Origin of the sequence: Luteolibacter pohnpeiensis (assembly GCF_016595435.1) — a bacterium.
In the GTDB taxonomy this organism is placed as follows: domain Bacteria; phylum Verrucomicrobiota; class Verrucomicrobiia; order Verrucomicrobiales; family Akkermansiaceae; genus Luteolibacter; species Luteolibacter pohnpeiensis.
This window is the reverse complement of sequence record NZ_JAENIJ010000039.1, coordinates 1-21886: the sequence shown is the minus strand read 5'-3', so window position 1 is coordinate 21886 and position 21886 is coordinate 1. Positions and strand designations below refer to the sequence as shown.

Annotated in this window: 21 protein-coding genes and 1 pseudogene; 17 read left to right on the top strand and 5 right to left on the bottom strand. The window is 50.0% G+C overall.

The genetic code is table 11. The annotated features are described in order from the left end of the window. The first annotated feature begins 1264 nt into the window (after nucleotides 1–1264). The 11 genes from JIN85_RS17535 to JIN85_RS17485 all read left to right on the top strand — a co-directional run bounded on the left by JIN85_RS17535 (nucleotide 1265) and on the right by JIN85_RS17485 (nucleotide 11687). Nucleotides 1265–1642 carry a hypothetical protein gene (locus JIN85_RS17535; RefSeq protein ID WP_200273245.1) on the top strand — a complete coding sequence of 126 codons (378 nt, stop codon included), beginning with the start codon at nucleotides 1265–1267 and terminating at the stop codon, nucleotides 1640–1642. 179 nt (nucleotides 1643–1821) lie between these two features. After that, nucleotides 1822–2175 carry a hypothetical protein gene (locus JIN85_RS17530; RefSeq protein ID WP_200273243.1) on the top strand — a complete coding sequence of 118 codons (354 nt, stop codon included), beginning with the start codon at nucleotides 1822–1824 and terminating at the stop codon, nucleotides 2173–2175. A gap of 970 nt (nucleotides 2176–3145) precedes the next feature. Beyond that, nucleotides 3146–3619, top strand: a complete 474-nt coding sequence (locus tag JIN85_RS17525; RefSeq protein WP_200273241.1) for a hypothetical protein — start codon at nucleotides 3146–3148, stop codon at nucleotides 3617–3619. Nucleotides 3620–3679: 60 nt separating this feature from the next. Further along, nucleotides 3680–3859: a DUF1040 family protein gene (locus JIN85_RS22345; RefSeq protein ID WP_425494635.1), complete on the top strand. Its 180-nt coding sequence runs from the start codon at nucleotides 3680–3682 to the stop codon at nucleotides 3857–3859. Next, nucleotides 3847–4119: a barstar family protein gene (locus JIN85_RS22340; protein ID WP_200273237.1), complete on the top strand. Its 273-nt coding sequence runs from the start codon at nucleotides 3847–3849 to the stop codon at nucleotides 4117–4119. Before JIN85_RS22345 ends, JIN85_RS22340 begins: the two co-directional genes overlap by 13 nt. A gap of 392 nt (nucleotides 4120–4511) precedes the next feature. Beyond that, entirely contained in the window at nucleotides 4512–5033 is a 522-nt protein-coding gene (locus tag JIN85_RS17510) for a GNAT family N-acetyltransferase (RefSeq protein ID WP_234047495.1), read from the top strand. A 722-nt stretch (nucleotides 5034–5755) separates the two neighbouring features. Further along, the gene (locus JIN85_RS17505; RefSeq protein WP_200273233.1) at nucleotides 5756–6277 is read left to right on the top strand and encodes a hypothetical protein; all 522 of its coding nucleotides are present in this window, start codon (nucleotides 5756–5758) and stop codon (nucleotides 6275–6277) included. Between the two features lie 106 nt (nucleotides 6278–6383). After that, complete coding sequence (locus JIN85_RS17500) at nucleotides 6384–6752, top strand: hypothetical protein (protein ID WP_200273231.1); 369 nt, start codon at nucleotides 6384–6386, stop codon at nucleotides 6750–6752. Between the two features lie 427 nt (nucleotides 6753–7179). After that, on the top strand, nucleotides 7180–7707 hold the full coding sequence (locus JIN85_RS17495) for a hypothetical protein (RefSeq protein ID WP_200273229.1): 528 nt from the start codon (nucleotides 7180–7182) through the stop codon (nucleotides 7705–7707). A 1644-nt stretch (nucleotides 7708–9351) separates the two neighbouring features. Then, nucleotides 9352–10125: a glycoside hydrolase family protein gene (locus JIN85_RS17490; RefSeq protein WP_200273227.1), complete on the top strand. Its 774-nt coding sequence runs from the start codon at nucleotides 9352–9354 to the stop codon at nucleotides 10123–10125. A 1232-nt stretch (nucleotides 10126–11357) separates the two neighbouring features. Then, on the top strand, nucleotides 11358–11687 hold the full coding sequence (locus tag JIN85_RS17485) for a hypothetical protein (RefSeq protein WP_200273225.1): 330 nt from the start codon (nucleotides 11358–11360) through the stop codon (nucleotides 11685–11687). A gap of 312 nt (nucleotides 11688–11999) precedes the next feature. Here the strand turns inward: JIN85_RS17485 and JIN85_RS17480 are convergent, their stop codons facing one another. Further along, on the bottom strand, nucleotides 12000–12872 hold the full coding sequence (locus JIN85_RS17480; RefSeq protein WP_200273223.1) for an endonuclease/exonuclease/phosphatase family protein: 873 nt from the start codon (nucleotides 12870–12872) through the stop codon (nucleotides 12000–12002). A gap of 278 nt (nucleotides 12873–13150) precedes the next feature. On the opposite strand from JIN85_RS17480, the gene JIN85_RS17475 reads away from it, so the two are divergent. Together JIN85_RS17475 and JIN85_RS17470 are read left to right on the top strand one after the other, a co-directional pair. Continuing rightward, entirely contained in the window at nucleotides 13151–13381 is a 231-nt protein-coding gene (locus tag JIN85_RS17475; RefSeq protein WP_200273221.1) for a MoaD/ThiS family protein, read from the top strand. A 20-nt stretch (nucleotides 13382–13401) separates the two neighbouring features. Continuing rightward, nucleotides 13402–13785, top strand: coding sequence for a molybdopterin synthase catalytic subunit (locus JIN85_RS17470; protein WP_200273219.1), 384 nt, complete (start codon nucleotides 13402–13404; stop codon nucleotides 13783–13785). On the opposite strand, the gene JIN85_RS17465 is transcribed toward JIN85_RS17470, so the two are convergent. Further along, nucleotides 13772–15334: a peptidylprolyl isomerase gene (locus tag JIN85_RS17465; protein ID WP_200273217.1), complete on the bottom strand. Its 1563-nt coding sequence runs from the start codon at nucleotides 15332–15334 to the stop codon at nucleotides 13772–13774. The two genes, JIN85_RS17470 and JIN85_RS17465, sit on opposite strands and share 14 nt — an antisense overlap. Between JIN85_RS17465 and JIN85_RS17460 the strand changes: the two genes are divergently transcribed. Genes JIN85_RS17460 through JIN85_RS17450 form a run of 3 tightly spaced genes read left to right on the top strand, consistent with a single transcriptional unit; the run spans nucleotide 15321 to nucleotide 17552 of the window. Beyond that, entirely contained in the window at nucleotides 15321–15509 is a 189-nt protein-coding gene (locus tag JIN85_RS17460; RefSeq protein ID WP_234047493.1) for a Sec-independent protein translocase subunit TatA/TatB, read from the top strand. The genes JIN85_RS17465 and JIN85_RS17460 overlap by 14 nt on opposite strands. Before the next feature lie 3 nt (nucleotides 15510–15512). Next, the gene (locus JIN85_RS17455) at nucleotides 15513–16628 is read left to right on the top strand and encodes an endonuclease/exonuclease/phosphatase family protein (protein ID WP_200273213.1); all 1116 of its coding nucleotides are present in this window, start codon (nucleotides 15513–15515) and stop codon (nucleotides 16626–16628) included. A gap of 45 nt (nucleotides 16629–16673) precedes the next feature. Further along, complete coding sequence (locus JIN85_RS17450; protein WP_200273211.1) at nucleotides 16674–17552, top strand: metal ABC transporter substrate-binding protein; 879 nt, start codon at nucleotides 16674–16676, stop codon at nucleotides 17550–17552. A gap of 38 nt (nucleotides 17553–17590) precedes the next feature. On the opposite strand, the gene JIN85_RS17445 is transcribed toward JIN85_RS17450, so the two are convergent. The 3 genes from JIN85_RS17445 to JIN85_RS17435 are packed head-to-tail and all read right to left on the bottom strand — an operon-like array spanning nucleotide 17591 to nucleotide 20917. Next, nucleotides 17591–18739: a Gfo/Idh/MocA family protein gene (locus JIN85_RS17445; protein WP_200273209.1), complete on the bottom strand. Its 1149-nt coding sequence runs from the start codon at nucleotides 18737–18739 to the stop codon at nucleotides 17591–17593. A gap of 23 nt (nucleotides 18740–18762) precedes the next feature. Beyond that, a complete protein-coding gene (locus tag JIN85_RS17440; protein ID WP_200273207.1) occupies nucleotides 18763–19848 on the bottom strand; it encodes a Gfo/Idh/MocA family protein in 1086 nt (361 codons plus the stop codon). Nucleotides 19849–19876: 28 nt separating this feature from the next. Then, nucleotides 19877–20917 (bottom strand): sugar phosphate isomerase/epimerase family protein, encoded by a 1041-nt coding sequence (locus JIN85_RS17435; protein ID WP_200273205.1) that lies wholly within the window; start codon nucleotides 20915–20917, stop codon nucleotides 19877–19879. Between the two features lie 633 nt (nucleotides 20918–21550). On the opposite strand from JIN85_RS17435, the pseudogene JIN85_RS17430 reads away from it, so the two are divergent. Beyond that, a pseudogene (locus JIN85_RS17430) lies at nucleotides 21551–21886 on the top strand (transposase); the annotation flags it as partial.

The following is a 21886-nucleotide window of genomic DNA, read 5'->3' as shown; positions in this document are numbered from 1 at the left end:
AGTCGGATTTTCATTGTGATCAGCAACCTTAACCCACAGTTAGAGTGCGGCTGGCGTCAGGCGCTGTGTGTGCTTTGACATTCGCCAGAATTACTCGAATTGTGACGACATTGACTACCCCTTCGCGCGGACTCCTTCTTGCTGAGTGGTGCAGCTTGATGATTGGAGGAACAGTCGCCTTCACAGCATTGAGGTTGTCACTCTACGTTCTAACCTATGTTCCGGAGCCCAACGTCGATTTTCGACCTTGGAACGATTACTTAAGTATACTCACGCTATCCCCAATCGGGTGGGCCATCATGGGCCTATTCGGGCCTGGCTGGATGGTGCTCATCGGCCTAGTTGGATCACTGAAGAGCAGAAAGCGTGGTTGGCATTGGGTGACAGGATTGGGGGGGGGCGATCTTTGGATGGATTTGGCCAATGACATTCTGGGGCTGGATGGGGATCTAATGCCGGTGCCGCTAGCTGCTTCCTCGAAGAAACCAAGAAAGGTGAACAAGTCGCTGGTTGCAAGCGGCGACAACGTTCTTGTTTGAATCCGGGTTCCTTTCCGCCGCTGCCACAGCTATTACGTGGTGCAGTAATTACCATGCAATGGAACGCTTACCTAGCTGATGCTATCGCTTGGCTGATCGTCGTCCCAGCCGCGTTGAAGCTTGGTTTCCCTCGGATTCACTGGTTGATGATTCTTCTCGCAGCACCAGTGCTTAGCTGGTTCGTTTCAGTAGGCTACTTATGGGCGTTTCCCCCGAATATGGGTTTTGGGGCTACGCTGGCGAAGATGTTCGGGTGGGCTACCATGCTTCCATTGCTCGGATTGTTCTCGTTGATTTGGCAGGTGAAGGGATTCAGAGGTGCGAGCGGCACGAGGATTGTAGCAGCAATGCTTGTGGTGCTCACGTTTGCACTTCCCATTGTGGCTTGTTTCCGCTGCTACCCGAAGAGGAAGCCAAGGAGATTGCTCACGACGAATTACAGAGAAGCGGATTCACCGAGTCCCAGATTCGTGATACTCTGAAGACATGGGATGGATGGACTGTTTACGCCGACGTTCCGAATCATGCAAGATATCCAGTATTCCTTTCCAGAAGTGGATTTTGCTCGGACATGGGAGGCTGATACCCTAACAACAAGCACAACAAGGCCGCGCTCCTAACACCTGCCTCATATCGAGTTCAATTCCCATGGCCATTCAACCCTCAACCGAGATTCGAAGCCGTGCCCTCGGGCAGATGTAGGAGGCCTCTGACGTTTGCCAAAAATGAAAAAGCGCACTCTAATTGCCTGCTTGATAGTCATTATCGGGATCTGGATCGCTCTGATCATGCTAGGAAAGAAGATCCTTCCAGGTGCACCCATTCAGAAGGCATGGATAGTCCCTCTAGGGGCAGGCGGATGGGAATATGTGATGATGGGAATGGCAGATGAGGGAATGACGCGGGCTGACCTTACGAGGATTCTAGGTCCTCCGAATGATGTGATGATTTCCACATGGCACCAGGGGCAAGTCTATTTGCTCTACATAAACCCCCACGATGATGAGCGAGACGTCTCCTTTGCCGTCAGTGCCGATCAGAAAATAATGTATGCGGCGCCAGGGGAACCCATGCCAACGAATTACAAGAGCAGAGGGCGCTGAGCAAATTCGCAAAGGGCAAACAAGACGCGGTAGCCATGCAACTCCCGGCTATGCTCGGACCTTAGCCGAAGATGAAGTAGCTTCTCTCTATACCGATGATCCTCCTTGCTACTTCGACTTCACATGCGGCGGAGGTCAAGGTCGAGCTGGCTCCGAATCCAGAATAACAGAAGCCCATAATGAGTGAAGTTACCTTTGGCGTGAAGTTGATAACCTTGAATGACATGCTAAAGGTTCAAGACGGGAGTGATGTAGTTCCCTCATTTCTAATATTCACAGCAAGGGCAGCAGAGAACCTAGGTAAAAGACTTCTCTGGATCGATGCTGAGGTGGAGTTTTGCAACGGCGCGGTGCGGAAGTTCAAGAATTTCAGCTTCCACCTCCTCACCAAAGGGATCGAGGCTGATGTAAAGAAGCTTGATGACTTTGCATTTCAAGGATTTATTCTTCCCGGAGATGCACCGCGTGACGGCGAGGCTCCTAATCCCATCGAGATCACGAAACTGAAGATCACAAATTCCGAGTTAAAATAGCGGCTAACAAGCCGTGGGATGCAACCGGCTACAAGCTCTTTTGTTGGATTCGGGCTCGCCACCGCCAGTGCATCCACTCTAACGTTCGGCTGAAAATCCATGAAAGACATCATCACTCGATGTACAACTGTTGCGTTTTGTGGTGGCCTTAGCGTCATATTTACGTACAGCCTCGCGGGAGGAGGTATCTGCGGGTCAGGTCCGCCGCACGCGTGGGGAATCGTCGTTTATCTTTTGGTGTCAACAATCGTGCCAATGATGGCATCAACACTTCTCGGTAGATTTTGGCTATGGGGTGGACTGTCGTTTTCTTGGGCGTTTGCTTTTGTAAGCTGTTCTGGAATTGCCGACAGCCCCAAAGACTGGATTTTATTGGCTCCGTTTCTGGGCTGTATGGCTTCTGCGATTTTCGGCTCGTGGGCCGGACATAGGTTAGATAGGATCACTCGGGATGAAGCGTAGAAACCGAACAAGTCGATTCACCGAACCGGCGTCAACGTCCCAATTCGAATTCGAGCTTCCGGGACGCCAGTCAGGTGCTCTATAACGTTCGGCAAAGAATGCCATAATATCGCCATATGCATAATGAGCATATCGAACACTTAGTCTTCTTAATGGGATGGTTCATGATTACAGTTGACATCCTCGGGTTCGTGTATCCCTGGAGACCACATTGGCCATTGGCTCGAATTCTGGTTCATCTGCCATTACTACTCATTCCTCTATAGATAGTCTATGATTTGATTATGCCGGGATACATGGATATTAGAGTGGATCTATTTATTCTGATCCCGCTTTCCATACTCACATGGATCGTGTATCTTGCCAAGCTTGCCATAATTCGTCGCATCAAATTCCAAGCCGAACAAGGCGCAAGTTGCAACGGCGGACAAGCTCACTAGTTCGCTTCGCTCTGGATGCTCGACACCGCCATGCCACCGCTCAAATGTTCTGCCAAGAAATGGAACCCATGATCATTGTTGTTGTATTCTTCACGGTCCTCGCGCTGTTCCTCGGGATCGCATGTTGCGCGACGAGTAAGCGGGGGCGCATCATCGGCGCGATCGTTGCCTTTGGCTGGGCGTGTCTGATGTTCATGGCCGCGAACATGGCCGAGTCATTCAATCTGAATATTTGGTATAGTTCAGCCGCCGATGATCTTCTTGAGAGTTCGATTGAGGCGCTTGACGCGGGACAGGTGTTTCAGGTCTCCGCTGAGTTTTCGGCAATGCGAGAAGACTTGGAAGTCACATACGAGCATCGAGGGAACTTCAAAGAGTTGGCATTGGCTACGGCGAAGCGGATTCGTTCCTCAATCCCTCCGAGCGATGCTCCAAAAGTCAAAACCGAACAAGGCACCGCACCACAATCCGCTACCCGTTCCGAATCGGACACGGAGGGTAGCGACACCCCTGAACCTGAGTCGGAGCCGCGCTCACGGTAGCGGATGTGTGGACTTACTTCGACGTTCTCTTAAATATTGGAATCACGTGACACAGGCTGAATTCCCGAAGTCCTTGAGTTGCTGGGAGACGTATGGAAGCGTCATACCGAACTGCGGCTAACTCAGCTCATACTGAATTATCTGCATCCAGAGGTTCAGTGCTCACAGCTCTACGACTTAGAGGATGACGAGTTACTTCGCCGGCTAAGAGTGGCGCCCCCCACCCGGTGCGTCGCATAGTTGTCGATCTTACGAGTGTTTCCTCGGAAAAGGATATCCACCAGGCATTTGCGTCCACCTTACATTTTCAGGATTTCTCCGGAGCCAATTGGGATGCCTTATGGGTCGTTCTCTCAGGATTCAATCCGCGACGGATCACGATTGTTGGAATTGATCACCTCAAAAGCAGGTTTCCTGATGCTCTGTCGAAGACGGAATGCTTCTTTAGCAATTGCACCAAGGAGCTGGGCGAGACCGCACCAAATCTGACATGGCGCTAGCCCCAAACAAGCGAGAAGAGAGAACAAGACCGCACATCCGATGGCGATCAGCCTGGGAGTTGGTTTTCAAGTTTCCAAGCTTCCATCTCGCCGCTAAAGGCATTAAATGTTCGCTAATAGAGGATCCTATGTTGAGATGATTCTTGATGCATTTAGTACTTGGGGTGGCGGTAACACACGCCTGGTTGTCCAGCCTCGCGCTGGCAACAGCCAACTATGAGTATGGAGCAGACGAGTATGTCACGATCGTGTGGCATTGGTCTCGACACGATCCACTCAAACCGATCGCCTAAAGGTCACAGCAAAGAGGGCCGTTCCGGCGACAACGTCCTTATTTGAATTCGATCTTCCAAGGGGACCGGTTCGGTGCTCTACAACGTCCAGTAAAAATAATGGCTCACAACTGTCATCTCGATTCTCTAACACAAGACGATTTAAGTGCCTTGATCGAGCTATTCACATGCCCAAGAGCCAGACAGTATCTAGGCGGTCCCATCACGAAACAACTTGCGACACAGAGATCGCACGATTGGATTAAAAGATCCTCGGCAGAACCGATATGGGCAATCCGTGCTCTTTTGAATCAGACTTTATTGGGCTACGTTATACTTGATAAACATCATGACGAAAGCGACATCGAAATTTCGTATGCGCTACTTACAACCTATTGGGGTCGTGGTCTGGCGACGCAGGCACTGACACAAGCATCACGCTTAGCATTTTTCGAACTTGGCTTGCCCAGGATCATTGCAGAGACTCAAGCGAAGAATTTGAAATCCACTGCTTTATTGGAAAGGATTGGAATGAATGAAGAACGGCGTGTTTTCCGTTTTGGGGAAGAACAGATCATATTCTCCCTCCATAACCCTTCACCCCCAATGATCGAACAAGTCGGGGCATCACCTTTGTCGTAAGCAAAATACCCCATGAGATCCTCCTTTGATATTTGCGCTGTACTAATGCTACTGAATAGCAACAGTTGGTCATTCGATCACGTGGGACCTCCCCCATCGGCCACCTTGTCCAAAACGATGGCGCATGTTACGCACGTAAAGTTGGCGCAGGTCGACAATCTCAATGGAACCCGGTTCACGCATCGGAAGCTAATCAATGGATTCAGCAATTACCCGAGATTCAATTGAAGGCGCTTGCAGAAACGGCGAAACTGCGAACAATAAGAACGACCGAAATGATTGATGCAGCCACAAAGATTCGTGATCGGCTAAACCCAGTGATTGTCACACACAAATCGAAGCTCAAAAGCAAGAGCGAGAAGGAGCTTCACACCCAACCGGAAAGAGGTCTTGAGGCGGTCTCAAGGGATGCCTACATCAAGGGACATGCCGACGGATGGAGAAGCATTGCAGTATCAGTGGATTCAGCCTGGGCGGCGGTTGAGCACTTGGAAATGCGCGCTTCGTGGTGCGTTCGGCAGTTGATGAAGGACTTTACAACATTCGATCTCAAGACCTGCCGGACCGATTGGAATAAAAGGAGAGAATATATCAGCGCTGAACAACCCACTGACCCGCCACGAGTCGAAAGTTCATCGCAATGACTATCACAACTCAGAGTCGAAGCATCGCAGCGTTCCACGGTAGACAGCCTCAAACATTCACTATAAAATTCATATCTCATGTCGAAACTCTCTAACATAAAGTTCATCTTACCAGTATTGATTGTCATCCTCACCTCCTGCTTTTCTGCACAATTATTTGCAACTGCAGAATATGATTATGGGGCTGACGAGTATATCACAATTGCAAAGGGCCTTTCCCCGGACGGAAGTTTCGCGATTACAGCGCACAAGGATTACGGGGTGGATAACTTTCATCTCTATTTGACCAACGCTAGAACAGGACGTCGCATCGCAACTCTCCAAGAAGTGGATCCGACTCTCGATACCGCAGCGTTTGCATTTGGAGCCATCTGGAGTGACGAATCTAGTTCGGTAACATTGGTTTGGCGCTGGTCACGACACAATTCTTTAAAGTCGATGACTTACAAGATTTCCCAGAACGGAGCATTACCGATAACCAAGAAGTCCATCGATCTTGATATAGATAGCAAGCTTGTCGATTTTTGGAGTAAGAATTGTTCCGGCGAATCGCCAACTGAAAAGCGATTCGGCACTCCAAAGAACAAGCCAGAGAATTAAAACCAAAGACATACATGGTGGGGCAGCAACGGCGGACAAGCTCGCCAGTTCGTTTCTCACCGAATGCTCGACACCACCGTGCAGCGGCTCTAGCCTTTGACAGAATATGAAGAATTGTAGCGACCTTCTGACGATGTTTGCTGCGAATCATGTGCAACGTTCGTTCAGAGAGCGATTTGTCCACGAGGCACTGAAAAAGAAAGGCAAGCTTCAGTCGAGAATTTGCCATACAATCAACGATGTATTTGCCGACTCCTATCGTGATGGCTCGTGTCCGTTCGATCCAGACGAACCTTGTATTCCGATCACAGGAACAGGAGTAAACTCGATGGAAGAATACCGCTGGAGTGAGGTCCAGAGTGCGGCAACATCTGGATTCGGACTTCTTGTGATTTCGACGGACGGAAGCAAATTCTATGCTGAGACGGAGCACGACTATCGTTGTCCGTCGGTTGTCTACTCGGCACCCAAGTAGGACCCAACCAATGAGGCAGAACAGGCCGCAGCTTCCGACGGCAATAACTTTCCTCGCTGAATTTAAGCTTTCCCTCTACTCTATCGTTGACTCAAGAAAATGAAAACCATCCCCCACTCCGATTCTGATGGCTGGACATCGCGGAGTAGAATCGAGAAGTCAGCCGATTTTAATTAGATATCGTCCTTGCCATGAGAAATGCCTTGGCGTTTCGCGTTATCCCAAACGCCTCACGTTCACCTGGGAATTTATGATTCCGATTTGCATAAGATGTGATTGGCAATCGACGGATGCCGTCCCATATGAAGGCACATGGATCAAGATAAAGAAGCAAAGAAGTCGTGAATGACAACGACAAGCTCGGTGGTTCGCAATGCTCTGGACAGTCTTGCGCGCTGTTGCCTACATTCAAACGTCTTCAAGAATCATGTGCCTCCTCCTGCTCAATTTCTTTATTCTCGGCCTCTCAGGTTGCGAGATCAAGTCAACCCATTCCGCGGCCCTAACAGAACCTGATACTACACAGACTTGGTATTCCGCCTGCATTTCACAGGACAATGGCGAGCAATTTCATTCGGAACTCACGTTAGCTACCCGGGAAATCACAAAAGTATCGATTTCTGCCGAAACATCAATCATTGTCGGTTTCCTTGTGGAGAAGGGTTACAAAGTCAGCAAGGACCCTGGGACCATTCTCATGGGAACCGAAGAGGCACCGCACCTGGCAGAAGGCTCTCCGAGAACACGGAAGGAGTTCGATGCGACCAATGGATGGTATGCAATACCACCTGCAGAATACAAGCGCTGCCGCCACGCGAATCGCAATCTACATGGAGTCGAAAGAATAATGGAGAACGAGTCGGCGGATCCGGCGAGTTCCTCGACACACATGCCCTACTGCGCAGCGTTCATCTTGAGCCAGATCAAATTTGGCAGAAGGGCGAACCTCGCTTAATGACCAAGCTCAACGGACGTCTGAATGAATCTTCGGGTGTTACATTCATCGCCAGTGAGGCAGATTTCAGTAATTTCGATACGCAACTTCTGGATGCCACTGAGTTTATCAACCGCAACCGAGGTTGTTTGGAGTGCATGCGGAATTTTCCCTCAGTGGATTATTTCATCTTGGACTTCGGGATAGAGCTGCGAGACGCGGCTACTCACTCCGACATACTCACCCCAGAATTCCTCCTAGCGGCATCATCTGTGGGCGTCGCCGTCGAACTTTCGCACTACCCTTGCCAGCCTGGACCAAAATAGCAAAGAACGTTGGATGCAATCTACTAAAGCGGTGCTACAACTTTGACATTATATAAAATCAGACCATGCAGATCTTCCAGTTCAAGACATGGATCCGACTTATGAAACTATCCATACCTGGATTCGTGGCATTGCCTGCCTTATGGATATTCGGTTCGAATTCCTCATATTTTTATCTATTTACTCCACTAATCGCCATCACCATCATATTAGCGCTCCTCGGAGCACTGCAGGGAATCATGATGGCATTCGGAAAACTGGAGTTCGGGTGCCCAATATGCAAAACCACAGCTAAAGTTACGCAAGGTGGCCAGAAGTACATCTATCTAGATTGCCCAAAATGCGGTGAAAATCGAAGTTTCCACTGGCTTTGGTCGCATGAAAGTAAATAAAATAGACGAAGAAGAAATCTAACAAGAAACCAGAGGCATCCCCACCGCATCCAACCTTTGACATACACTAAGAAATATGATCGCAGCAATAGCACCATCGAACGGAATCAGTCCAGTAATCGGAATAGGCCCACTACCACTACTAATAATTGTCCTAGTAATAGCAATTTCCGTATTCGCAAAGAGAACCTATGGTTATCAAGGGATACTTTCCACACTGGCTTTCATGGGTATTATCTGTGCAGGTTATTTCGGAATCGACCGGCTTACCAATTATGACCCCACCGATGATATAGCAGGTTCAATCCTACTAGGATTCGGTATCTTTTCACTTGCTGGGCTTGCGATCTAAGTTCGGGTATTTCCCAGAAATAACAAAGGTTAACTGAATCAGGCCGTCGTCTCCGACGACGCTCAGCATGCAAGTTGGTTTTCAAACTTCCATCCTGCTAGGTCTGACCGGTGAGACTAGTGATGTAAACTACCACGATGACTCCGGCCACGAACCAGACTGCTTGCCGAGGCTTATTTTTCAGACGATAATGAAATCACGAGGTCAATGTCATGACTATTGAAACGAATATCGTCCAAATCAGGACCAACAAAAACGCTGGTATCAACGACTCGTAGCCTACTGTCGTTTCAGTCGATACTTGCGCTCTCTATGAACTCTCGTTGCAAAAATCAAAACCACAAGGAAGCTCGACAGAATCACGTAGATCATCTATTTGATCACCTCGGCCTCCATCGCAACTTCCAGGTGATGAGAGTAATTAAAAAAAGCGATGCATCGTATAGTATCAATAGTCCTTCTTTGTCTTTTGTTCAGCAGAACAACGAATGCCGCCGAACTTGTAATTTCGTCATTCGCAGAGTCAACTGAAGCACCGCACGGACTCGGCAACTTATATGCTCCTGACATTATTAAACACCGAAGCGAACTGCTGATGTTCTTCGGTGGCCAGGGAAAGGATGGTCATGATCGCATCCATCTCGCTACCTCAAAGGATGGAACGACCTGGAAACAGGAAGGAATCGTTTTTGCACCGGAAGGAGTCAACCATGTGAATGATCCATCAGTGGTATCTGTCAATGATGTGCTTTACATGTTCTACACCCTCGCGGGTTCTGGAGTTACCGACTCTATCGGCCTTGCAACATCTGCTGACGGGCGAAAGTGGAGTGATCGAGGTGCCGTGTTCACGCCATCGCCATCACCTGCTTGGGACTCACTCTTGGTTGGCCGACCGAGCGTGATTTATGACGGCAAACGCTTTCTCCTTTGGTATGATGGTCGGAAGGACTTACCTCCCGGAGCACCAGATCTCAAAGCCCCCAAATCGGATCACTCACACCGGTTCGTGGGTTATGCGACGTCCCTAGATGGCATTAAATGGGAACGAAGAAGCGATCCCGTTTTCGGGGATGACGCTGGTGGCGTCGATGTTTTCAAGTCTGGCGACAGCTTTGCCATGGTGATCGAGTCCCGCGACGGCACTCGCTGGGCGACCAGCCCGGACGGTGTTCATTGGAAGTCGCAAGGATTGCTCTTTCCTAAAGATTCTGACTCACCATACGGTCACGTTACACCGTTTGTGTTTGCAGACAAAACATCTTGGAGACTGTATTTCGGAGCTGCGCAAGCAGAAGGGTGGAATCAGAATTCCATTTATTGCGCAGTCATTAAACCACCGCCTGATCTGAACTCAACCACGAAATAATAAGTCACGCCTAGGTGACCCGCTTCTCGCCCTTAGTCGGAATCCCCCTGCACAATTTACCCCTCAATCCTGTCTGCCCTTCCCTACTCGGAACACGAACCAATGCTTTGTTGGCAGAGAAACAAATAAATAAATTTTGGACTCAGCAACTCTGCATCAAGATTGACATTTCGTGCCGGGGCTGCTCACGCTTGACTTATCGGCTAAGTAGAAAATTCTACAATGGCATGAGTTCAAAATCAGAAATTCACTCAAATAAGAAGCAATGATTACCTCGAATCATTATCTATAATCGATTATCCTCAGCATAGTCCAAATCGACCAGCTTCACCGCTACAACGGATTTCTCTTTTCAGCAATTACCTTACCAGAGACATCTCGCTAGTATTGCGGTATGTAATCCGAATATCCTACGCTGAGCCAGTTACCAAAATCGAAAAACGACTCAATTCGAAAATTTTCACCAATGCGAACGAGCCTTCTCATCGATCGAAAGTTAACATATCGGGTTGAATCCAGGCATTTCTCCCCGCTGCGGATAGCTAAATACGTTGGGATAGGAATATGAAATCAACTCGCCAATCCAGGAATATCTGTTTTCAGGTTTTACGCAGGGTGACGCTGGGAGTCCTCCTGTTGCTTGGATTTTTTCATCTGGATCACCTGCCGAGTCTCTAGAACCAGATTTCACCTCCGGCAGATCTCGCTACCATCGATGATTTTCTTAAATGGGAATCAGGCAAAATTGGATCCATAGGAACATACCAGAATCATGGGAAGACCTACACGGTAATTTTAGGAGACTCTGGCGCCTTTTTATCATCAGGTCCCGCCGCCTATGTATTCGATGAGAACGGAATGTTTGTCGATTGGACATCTGACATGGGAGACAACTACACGCAAAAGCACAGATTTGACCTAACAAGTGGCAATGTGAAGCTTTTCAAAACGAACAAACCCTGAAGTGAGCTAGCCCCGGGTCTGACGTCGAACAGAACCATTAATACACGTTGCACTGGAGACTCGACATCGCGGTGCGACCGATTTAAAGATCACTCCATCACTTGGCTTAAAAAACAATTTGAGACCAATCATTTTCCACCATTCGTCGTAATTGATCTGACACTCCTTCCCTTCAATCACCCAATTTAATCCTTACTGGAAGTCATCAAAAACATTACATAGACTCATCTATCTCATCAAACATAAATTACCACAACACATCCCACCAAATGAAAGAGGACCGCACATTTTTCACTGATCACCTCACTCTATCAGGTCGATTATTATTCATCTTATCCGTTCTCATTTTCGCTACAGGATTTTATAATAGGTTCTGCAACACGGCTGATAATGGCACATCATTTCCATTATTTATAGTTCTCGCTCCACCAGTCACCATCAGTATATTCTGCTTCTTTGGCGGAGCTTGGATACTGGAACGTTGTGGTATTCAGATTTACATCAAGAAAACGGCGACCGACGATCCACCAGGTGTAGTCGATAAAATTGAATCCTCATCGGAAGTTGATGCACCCGAGATCGACAAGTCTTCCAATTGATTACAAATTCAACACCGAGAATAGCACAGGGATTAATAAATATGGATCCGATTAGCTGATGCAATCAAAATTTAACCACAAATCACCAAACAGTAAAACATGAAATATCATCGCATACCCCATAGAGCAAGAAAGCAGATTAAATTGAAGTGAGCGCCATGATCATTAAGGCATGAATCACAGCTGTTTGATTTGGCTATCGCGATTTGCTTCGTAAGCTATCGAAACCTCACTGCCAAGTTATGGCAGGAGGTCTCCGGCGATTTGTTTGTGTGATCGCAACTATAAGTCGACCACATAAAATCAGATCAATTAATTTTCTGCCTTGAATTTCAGGATCGCACTCACTGGGTAATGATCTGAAGGATAAATTCCGTTTTCAGAATCGTGCAAAATCGCGGATTGAAGTCCTTCAATATCGTTTGATGCGTAGATGTAGTCGATCCGGTTGCCATCGGTATTGCCTTCAAATCCATGGAAGGTTCCAGATTCTGATTCCGGTGTATCAGGATTGAGAGTTTTCCAAACATCGAATGGTGCGAGTGGATTTTCGCGAATGATTTGATGAATCGGATTTTCGGGCTCGGCGTTGAAATCTCCGGTCAGGATGAATGGGCCTGGAAATTTGCAATCCGCGATGCGTTGCAAAATCAATTTGATCCCATTCTCACGAGCCAATTGCGCCTCGTGATCCAAATGTGTGTTGAAGAAATAAAAGAACTTCCCTGCTTGCCGATCGAGCAGGCGAACCCAGGTGCAAATACGAACAACACGATTGCCCCATGATTTGGAGCCTACAACGTCTGGAGTATCTGATAGCCAGAATGTTCCTGACTCTTGAATGGTAAACCGATCCGTGCGGACGAAAATCGCCGAAGCTTCGCCTTCGGTTTTGCCATCTGCGCGACCGCAGCCAACCTCGGCATAGCCACTCAAGCGGTTGTCGAGATCATCCAGCATGGGTCGCAGACCTTCCTGAATTCCAAGAACATCAGGAGCATTTTTCTTGATCACGTTTGCCACCAGATCGCGCCTGACCTCCCAACTGTGAATCCCTGTGTCACCAGGATTCAGATAGCGGAGATTGAAAGAAAGAACCTTCAAAGTGCTTTGCGAGTCTTGAGCAGAAACCAAACCTGCATGAGCGAAATAGGCGCAACACATTACCAAAAGTGAACGTAACATGGCAGCTCTATACCAGCCGAAACAGCTGATTATTTCACGAATCTCAGGGGTGCTATGTAGACGAAACGCCCTGCATCATTTGAATCGGTCGCATCATCGGCAATAGCGACTTTCACGGAATCGAAACCCGGAGTTCGGACCGTTGTTAGAACAATGACGCGTACTGGGGACAACATTTGCAAAAGAAGACGACACCTACCCAACTTTGTTCAAAGTTCAAATCACTTTCACATTCTCTTGGAAATTCAGTAATCTGCGGCTACCACCTCATATCGTTCATGGAAATCACTCTTCTCGCATTCGCCCAGGCAAAGGATGACTTCGGATTTTCGAGTCAAACAGTCGCCTGCTCTGCCGAAGAAACACTCCGCGAGTTGGTTAGACGTATCGCACCGAATGCGAATCTGGAGCATTTGAGGATTGCGGTGGATTGTGAGTTTGCTGAATGGGACACGCCGATCGGAAACGCCCGGGAAGTTGCGCTGATTCCACCGGTTTCTGGAGGCTGATTTTTATCCACGCCAGTCACATGCACATCGAAATACATTTCACCTTCGAGTCCATCCAACGCCCTGCTGCGAATTTCCCGAACCGGGAAATCGGCACGGAACTGGAATTTCAAGGCATTGTCCGCGAACTGGAGAATGGCCGGGCTTTGCAAGGGCTGCAATACGAAGCCTATGAGCCAATGGCCCGGCAGGTATTGGCCAAACATTTTGCAGAATTAGCGCAAATCCATCCATGCGAATCCGTCATCTTCATCCACCGGCTCGGCTGGGTGCCTGTTGGTGAAGCTTCACTCTACATTCGCGTATTAAGCGCTCACCGTGGCGAAGCGCTGTCTTTTCTCGCTGAATCGGTGAATCGCCTCAAACTCGATGTCCCGATTTGGAAGCAGGTCAAGGAGCCGTGAAAACGATTCGATAATAGATCGGTAGCTCGGTGATTGCTGATGGACTTTCAAGAGTGATCAAATCGATATCATTTTCAGTCACTCTGGATTTTTCTGTCCAATCAACCGTTACCCATGGATCGGCGACTCCAAGATCACTGCTTTTTTCAATCGTATAGCTAACCCCAGAAATATCATTTCGCATCGGAAAGGTATAACTTGGCAACGGATAGGAGTCCGCCAACGTGCTTGAAAAGATAACAGGATTTTTTGAGATAACTCCAGGCATCAGACCATGGGCAAATAGTTCCAAGTTGGTTAAACCGCTTGGCGTTTTCACCGCCGCCCCACTGACCTCATCATCCTTCTGGTCAGCTTCAGAAAACACCCGCTCTTTCCAGCCTTCGAAAGATTCCTTATCGGTTAAGGTAACGGAGAATTGTTCACTAACTTCGTTGCCCACGCTATCGCTTGCCGTGAGCGTGATCGTCGCACTTCCAGAACTCGCCAGCGCGGTCAAGTTCAGATGACCATCTTCATCCAGCTCGGCAGTGACTGCAGTCGGCTTGCTGGAAGTGACGGTGTAACTCAGCGTAGTGTCTTCTCCTGCTTGTCCATCCGGCAGTGTTTCCAGGCTGACACTCGGAAACAAAATGAAATTGTTAGCACCAATGGAATCCCATGAGGAATAGCCATTCAGCGGAACGGCAGTGAATGCAGAACCGATATGAGAACTCAAATCATATACCGGAAAATAACCAGAAGATGTATTCCCAAATGTTTGGGCATAGACCAATGTATCTTTAGTCATTCTGGCAAAAACCGTAAACCCGCCATTCTGGGAATCCAAATTATCCGAGTTCTGACCTAAATTGACAAACCACTGGCTTGTCGCGCTATCAGGATCGCCTCCAACCTTAGCCATCGCGATCGTACCATACGTGTTCGATATGCCAAATTCATTCACAACCGGCGAGTTTGCAGGAACTTCATTCAAGCCGGATTGCAACCGATATCCCCCCCCCTGAATGACAAAGCCTGATACACTTCGATGGATGAAAGAATTCACATAGGCACCGCTATCAATGTAGTTCAGGAAATTGCTCCGAGTGGCTGGAGTCCGATCGCTAAACATGGCGAAATCCAAAACCATCGGATTGCCATCCAAGGTGAAATAACTCGTAAAGCGGACGACTTTGTCATCGATCGGCTCCATGCCGAAAAAGTCACCTGGATTCAGTTGTTGCACCCGTCCCTCAGCGATCTCCCGGGCTCCGATGCGTTGGTTTAGAACGGGAAGCAACTTGCTTCCTGCCTCCATTGGCAGGGCGGCTGCGAAGAAAAAAATTGTAACGGTCACCAATGCTCTCACACCTAAAAAACCATCAGGATCATTCAATTCTAGCAAGTCCCGCAGTATTCCAGCCCACAAATTTGCGGAGATGACAGATTTCCTGTTCCGGTAAATGCTTTGCACTCTGAGAATTCCCTGCATACGCTCCGCCCAACCAACCACACTACTATTTATGGGACCGATCGGAATGCCGGAAATGGTGATGATTTTCATCATCGTGTTGTTGCTCTTCGGGGCTAAAAAACTCCCTGATCTCGCCCGCGGGATTGGTAAAAGCATGGGCGAGTTCAAGCGCGCCCGTGACGAATTCGAACAAGAATTAACCCGTGCTTCTGAAGCGGAGACCAACAAGGTCAAAGAAGCACCTAACAAAGAACCACGCGAAGTCTGAGCTGTGAGGTTCACTCCTTCGCTTAAATCTATTGAAAAATCCGCCCCGAGAATCCTCGGGGCGTTTTTCTGTGTTCTCCTCTCTCTTTCTGCAGCTTCTTGTAAAAAGAAAGGCACACCAGATTGGAACACGCCAGGTGGCACGCTCCCTACCGAGCAAAGTGAGGCAGCTCCTACCCCAACGGCTCCTCAACCTTCAGCCGAGCAAAAGCCTTCGGTAGCGCCTGCAGCCAATGTCGCTGAGAAAACTGAACCGACTCAGCCAACGATCCCTGCAGCGGATTTACCCGCCACCAGCCAGGGCCTGCGTTTCATCGCCTATAACGTCGAGAACTGGCTCTCGATGGACCGCTATGTGAACCGGACTTCGCAAAAAAACGCGCCGAAGCCGGATTCAGAAAAACAAGCTGTCATCAGCATTCTCGCCCGTCATCAACCGGATGTTATCGGCCTCTGTGAAATCGGCACGCTGGATGATCTCGCCGAAATTCAATCGATGCTGAAGGAAAAAGGCGTCGATCTGCCTCATTCCCGTTTTGTGGGAGGCTCTGATCCCGTGCGCCATCTCGGTTTGCTTTCCAAATTTCCGATTTCGGCGACAGGATCGGTCGAAAACTCTGATTATCAGCTGAGTGGCAAAACATTCTCCATCAACCGCGGGATCATGGATGCCACGATCGATGCCCGTGGCAAAAGCTATCGCTTCATCGGCGTTCATTTGAAGTCGAAGCGTGAGGTTGAAGAAGGTGATCAGGAAGCCATGCGTCGCAATGAAGCCAAACTGCTGCGGAAACATCTGGATGCTATTTTCGAAAAAGATCATGATGCCCGGCTCATCGTCTACGGGGATTTCAATGATACGCGAAACAGTGCTTCTTTGAAAACAGCCTTCGGGCGATACAACTCGCCTGGCTACCTTAAGCCTCTGTTTCTCAAGGACTCAGTGGGCACCAGCTGGACTCAATTCTGGTCCTACCAGGATGTTTACTCACGGATTGATTTTGTCACGGTTTCGAAATCGATTGCGAACGAGGTGGATCTCAACTCATCCCATTTGCTCGACGATTCCAATTGGAATGAGGCTTCAGACCATCGAGCCGTGATGGTGAATTTTGATTGATGCATAACACTTGCATTTTCTGAAAAGCATTTGCAAGTTGTCCCAATGGTTCGCCGCCTCCTGACCGCACTTGCCCTCACCGTTACCTGCATTCACGCCACGCCGATGAAGGTAGCTGCGCTACACCCTCTACTGGCCGATCTGGCCCGTGAAATCGGAAAAGATCACGTCGAGGTGATTGATCTGATGGGGCCAAATAACGACCCTCATAGTTTTCAACCCAACCCTGAGGAACTGAATAAAGCCCAAGGCGCGCGACTCTATTTGGTCTCTGGAATGGGATTGGAGGACTATTTGCCGAAATTGAAAGGGATTGTCGCCAGTTCCCAAGGGGCGGAATTGATCGATGTCGGATCGACCCTCCCTCCCCTTGAGCAAGCAGAGGTCACCGATCATGACCACGATCACCACACCATCGATCCGCATTGGTGGCACTCAATCCGGTTGTTCCAGCGGGCAACCGGTGTGATCGCGGAATCTTTTGCATCCGCTGATTCTGAACACGCTGCGGAATATCGGCAGAATGCTCAAAATTATCGCGATGAACTGGGTAAGCTCGACCGATGGGCAAAGCGCGAAATCGCCAAAATCCCCCGGGCCAACCGGCATTTGGCGACCGCACATGCGGCGTTCAACTACTTCTGCCATGATTTCGGATTCGAGGCGTTTCCGATCCAAGGCATCAATCACGAGCAAATGCCGGACCCGCGTGAATTGGCAAATCTGATCGCGGCACTGAAGAAAAACCAAGTCTCGGCGATCTTCCCGGAGAAGGAGTCGAATCCAAAAATCCTCCAGACCTTGACCGAGGATACCGGCATTCAGTTAGCCGCTCCACTCATTGCGGACGGCCGCGGCGTCAAAAATTACGAGGAAATGGTGCGCTACAACGTCAGCACCATCGTCAAAGCGCTCGCCCCGTAACCGGAAACGAGCGCTTTGAAAAAATGATGATCAGAGCCTTAGACCGGCTTCCAGGCCGAGTTTTCCTTCGAAGAATGGATCACCGCTTCGATAAATGACATGCCTTCCACGCCATCGTGGATATTCGGGAAATCATAGCCTTCCGGGCGTGGGTAGCATCCGGCTGCTGCGTCTGACATCGCCTGAACCGCAGCCAGGTAGATGTTTGCGAATGCCACGATGAATCCTTCCGGGTGACCGGCAGGAAGTCGGGTCGCGTGTTCAGCAACTTCACCATTGTAGCGATTGCCACGGCGCCAAATTTCGCGAGGACGGTCGTGGTATTTCAGGATCAATTCATTTGGATGTTCCTGATGCCACTCCAGCGAGGCGTCACTTCCGTAGACACGAATGTTGAGGTTGTTTTCCTCACCCATCGAAACTTGAGAGGCATGGAAAACCCCACGGGTGCCACTTTCGTAGCGGACTAGAATCGCCCCATCGTCATCGAGAGGTCGATCCGGCAGAAATGAATTCACGTCCGCCGCCACCTCTTTGATTTTTTGACCAGTGATGTAACGGGCCAGATTTTCCGTGTGCGATCCGATGTCGCCGATGCAGTTGGAAACGCCGAGGTTGGCTGCTTCCGATTTCCATTGTTTGGAATCGCGGCCGTCTTTCGCGGCAGCCAGAGCGTGATCCTGAGGATACTCGGCAACCACTTTCATGATTTTACCGAGCTTGCCCGCTTTCACCATCTGCCGGGCTTCCTTCACCATCGGATAGCCGGTGTAGTTGTGCATCAGCACAAACACCTTGCCGGTCTTTTCGACGACATCGCGGAGCTGCAGTGCTTCCTCCAGCGACAGCGCGACCGGCTTCTCACAAATCACGTGAAATCCGGCCTCCAGGAAGGTTTTCGCCACCGGGAAATGCAAATTATTCCCGGCAACGATCGAAACGAAATCAATCCGCTGATCCTCCGGAAGAGATGCCTCGTGTTGAGCCATCTCTTCATAGGAGGTGTAGACCCGGCTATGATCGAGGAAGAGATCGTCCCCAGATTGCTTTGATTTTTCAGGCTTCGAGGAAAAGCACCCCGCGACCAGTTCGATCTTTCCATCCAGATTGGCGGCCATCCGGTGCACCGCGCCAATGAAGGCACCGCGACCGCCACCGACCATTCCCATTCTCAATTTCCGGTTCATCAAACGAATTTCGAATTAATAAGTTAGGCGATGCTGACGGGTGCGCCGGTTTCCGCCGATTGATAGATCGCGTCGATGATCTGCATCAGTCGAAGCGCCTGGATTGGCGTGTTGTAAGCCTCCGCGCGTCCTTCGATCGCATCGATGAAGTTTTTCGAAGAACCGATCCGGCCCATGTCCTCACAGGCAGGAACCGTGATCTTGCGGTCCACGCTGTTGCCGTTTTCCTGAACGTAAAGTTCGCAGGTATCGATCGCGGTTTCGTCGAATCCATCGCGGCCGAAAAGGCGCTCCACCTTGCCGCCAGCACCGGTGCCTTGGAATACGACGGAGACTTCCTCGCGCTTCACCATTTCCGCCCAGGAAACTTGCAAGGTAAGGACTTGGCCGGTTTTGAAAGTCACGAATCCGTGAGCAGCTGCTTCGACGTTATTGATGCCATCCGCGCGATCCGGAATGCCCCATGGCCCCTTGAATCCTTTATCGGTGATGAAGGTATCGAAGGTCTGCGCCAAAACGTGGGCAGGTTCTGGATAGCCCATGAAATAGAGCGCCAGGTCGATCATGTGAAGCAGGTCGATGACCGCGCCACCACCGGAAAGTTCCTTGGTTGTGAACCAGCCGCCGAATCCTGGAATGCCAGTGCGGCGCACCCATTTGGCCTGTGCCGAATTGATGGTTCCAGTAACTCCGGCATCGACGTATGCCTTCATGGCAACCGCTTCAGGTCTGGCGCGGTTGTTGAAGTTGAACATCAATTTTTTCCCGGTTTCCGAGGAAATTTTGATCATTTCCTCCACCTCGGAGGCTTTGAGAGCTGGTGGTTTTTCACAGAACACGTGCTTGCCCGCGCGCAGGCATTGCAGCGAAAGCGGCGCGTGGAATTTGTTTGGCACGATGATGCTCACCGCATCCAACTCGGTGCATTTTTCCAGCATTTCATCGACGGAGCCGTAGGTATTCGGAACTCCCCACTGCTTGGCCGCTCTTTCCGCTGCGCCCGGTGCCGCATCTGCGATGGCCACCACTTCTGCGCCAGCTTGGCGAAATCCGGTGATGTGATATTGCAACATCCCGCCTGCCCCGATGATTCCAACTTTAGTACTCATGATTCGGTAATTTTGATGATTTGTGTCTTTATTGCTTCGACTTATCGAAAGCCGCGTCGAACGCGATATTGCTCGGCGGGAAGTCCAGATCGCGGACAAAGGCAGCTGCCTCGGTTGCGCCATGGACCCGGTCCATGCGTGCGTCTTCCCATTCGACCGAAAGCGGGCCTTGGTAACCAACGTCACCAAGAGCTACGATCACTTCTTCGAAATCGACATCGCCGTGGCCCGGCGAGCGGAAATCCCAAACCCGGCGATAGTCACCGAAGTCGGTGTGGCCACCGAAAACGCCAATGGTGCCGTCGCCACGGTTCCACCAAGCGTCCTTGACGTGGGAGTGGAAGATTCTTGAGCCGAATTCACGGATGAATTTCACATAATCAACCCCTTGGTAACCAAGGTGCGATGGATCAAAGTTGAAGCCAAATCGCTTGTGATTGCCGACTGCCTCAAGGGCACGCTTCGCAGTCGCAATGTCGAACGCGATTTCCGTAGGATGCACTTCCAGGGCGAAATTCACGTCAGCAGCATCAAATGCGTCGAGAATTGGCAACCAACGGTTTGCGAAATCCTGGAAACCCTTTTCCCAGAACGCTTGGGATGTCGGCGGGAACGCATAAATCGTGTGCCAGATCGAGGAACCGGTGAAGCCGTTCACCACCGTCGGGCCATCCCATTCATCGCCTTCAGGGCGGGCGTCGAAAAATTTGCGAGCAGCCTTGGCGGTATCGATCATTTTCGCCGCAGCGCGCTGGCGCACGCCTTCCGGATCGCCATCCCCCCAAACATCGGGAGGGAGAATGGCCTGATGGCGCTCATCGATCAGATCGCATACAGCTTGTCCCATCAAGTGGTTAGAGATGGCGTAGCAGCTCAATCCGTGATCCGCCAAGAGTTTCCATTTGGCGTGGACGTAGGAATCATCGGCAAGTGCGGCATCGACATCGAAATGATCTCCCCAGCACGCCAATTCAAGGCCGTCATAGCCCATTTCGCTGGCCAAAGGAGCGAGTTTTTCAAGTGGCAGATCGGCCCATTGGCCGGTGAAAAGTGTGACAGGTCTGGACATGGTGGGATGGTTTGAGTGAGCCGCAGCAGGTTGAGGGAAACCCATCAGATCACGAAAGCAAAAACGTCGAGTAATGCCCATCTCCAGACATTTCGTCCAACAACGCAACTAGCCAGACACCGGCGAACCATTTTATCGACCCCAGTGACCTCAAACCGACCATTTTCGACACGCACCGTCGCCAGACACGTGAACTGCCCAAACGGCAACCGCCCCGGGCATCCCGGCACCATCATGCACTCGATGGTGTAACGCTGCTCCGGGATCGGACCGCAGTGAGCAGACTTTTTCATCCTTTTCGATCGCTGCCCCAGAAACCTGCTACAGCCTGCGACCATCCTCCGCCCCTCCCAATTGCACGAGTCGCCCGATTCGACTGCTCAATTGACAACTTGACTTCTAAATGTCATTCGATTTGCCTAAGGTGTTTCGAAAGTGGGCTCATCAGGTTGACCCAACCTTCCCCGCCCTTGGCCTGGGAGCACCATGTCGAAAAGTGTCGTTCAGCTGCGACTGAAAGGGCCGTCGGGTGCACAAGCAGGTCTTCACCAATACACCTACCTCGTCACCAACTGAGGATTTGCGAATTGCCTATGATGGCAGGTATTTTCCTGGGCCCGCCTCAAGCCGCGAGGCATCTACTTCGTCACCCGGGAAAAATCCAACAGCGCCATGAAGACCCTTTCGATTGAAAGGCATAACCGCAAAGATCCGCGCTACGAAGGCATCCTCAGCGACACCCTCGTCGGCAACCCCAATGGTGAAGCATTGCGCCGCATCATCTACTACGATCCTAGTGATGAAAAAATTTACAACTATCTAACAAACGAAATGCAACTTCCCGCCTGGGCCATCGCATTAGGTTACAAACATCGATGGGATATCGAAAAAGTTTTCGACCAATTCAAAAACAAAATGGCGGAAACCAAATCCTGGGCCAGCAGCCACACCGCCAAAGAAGCCCAAGCC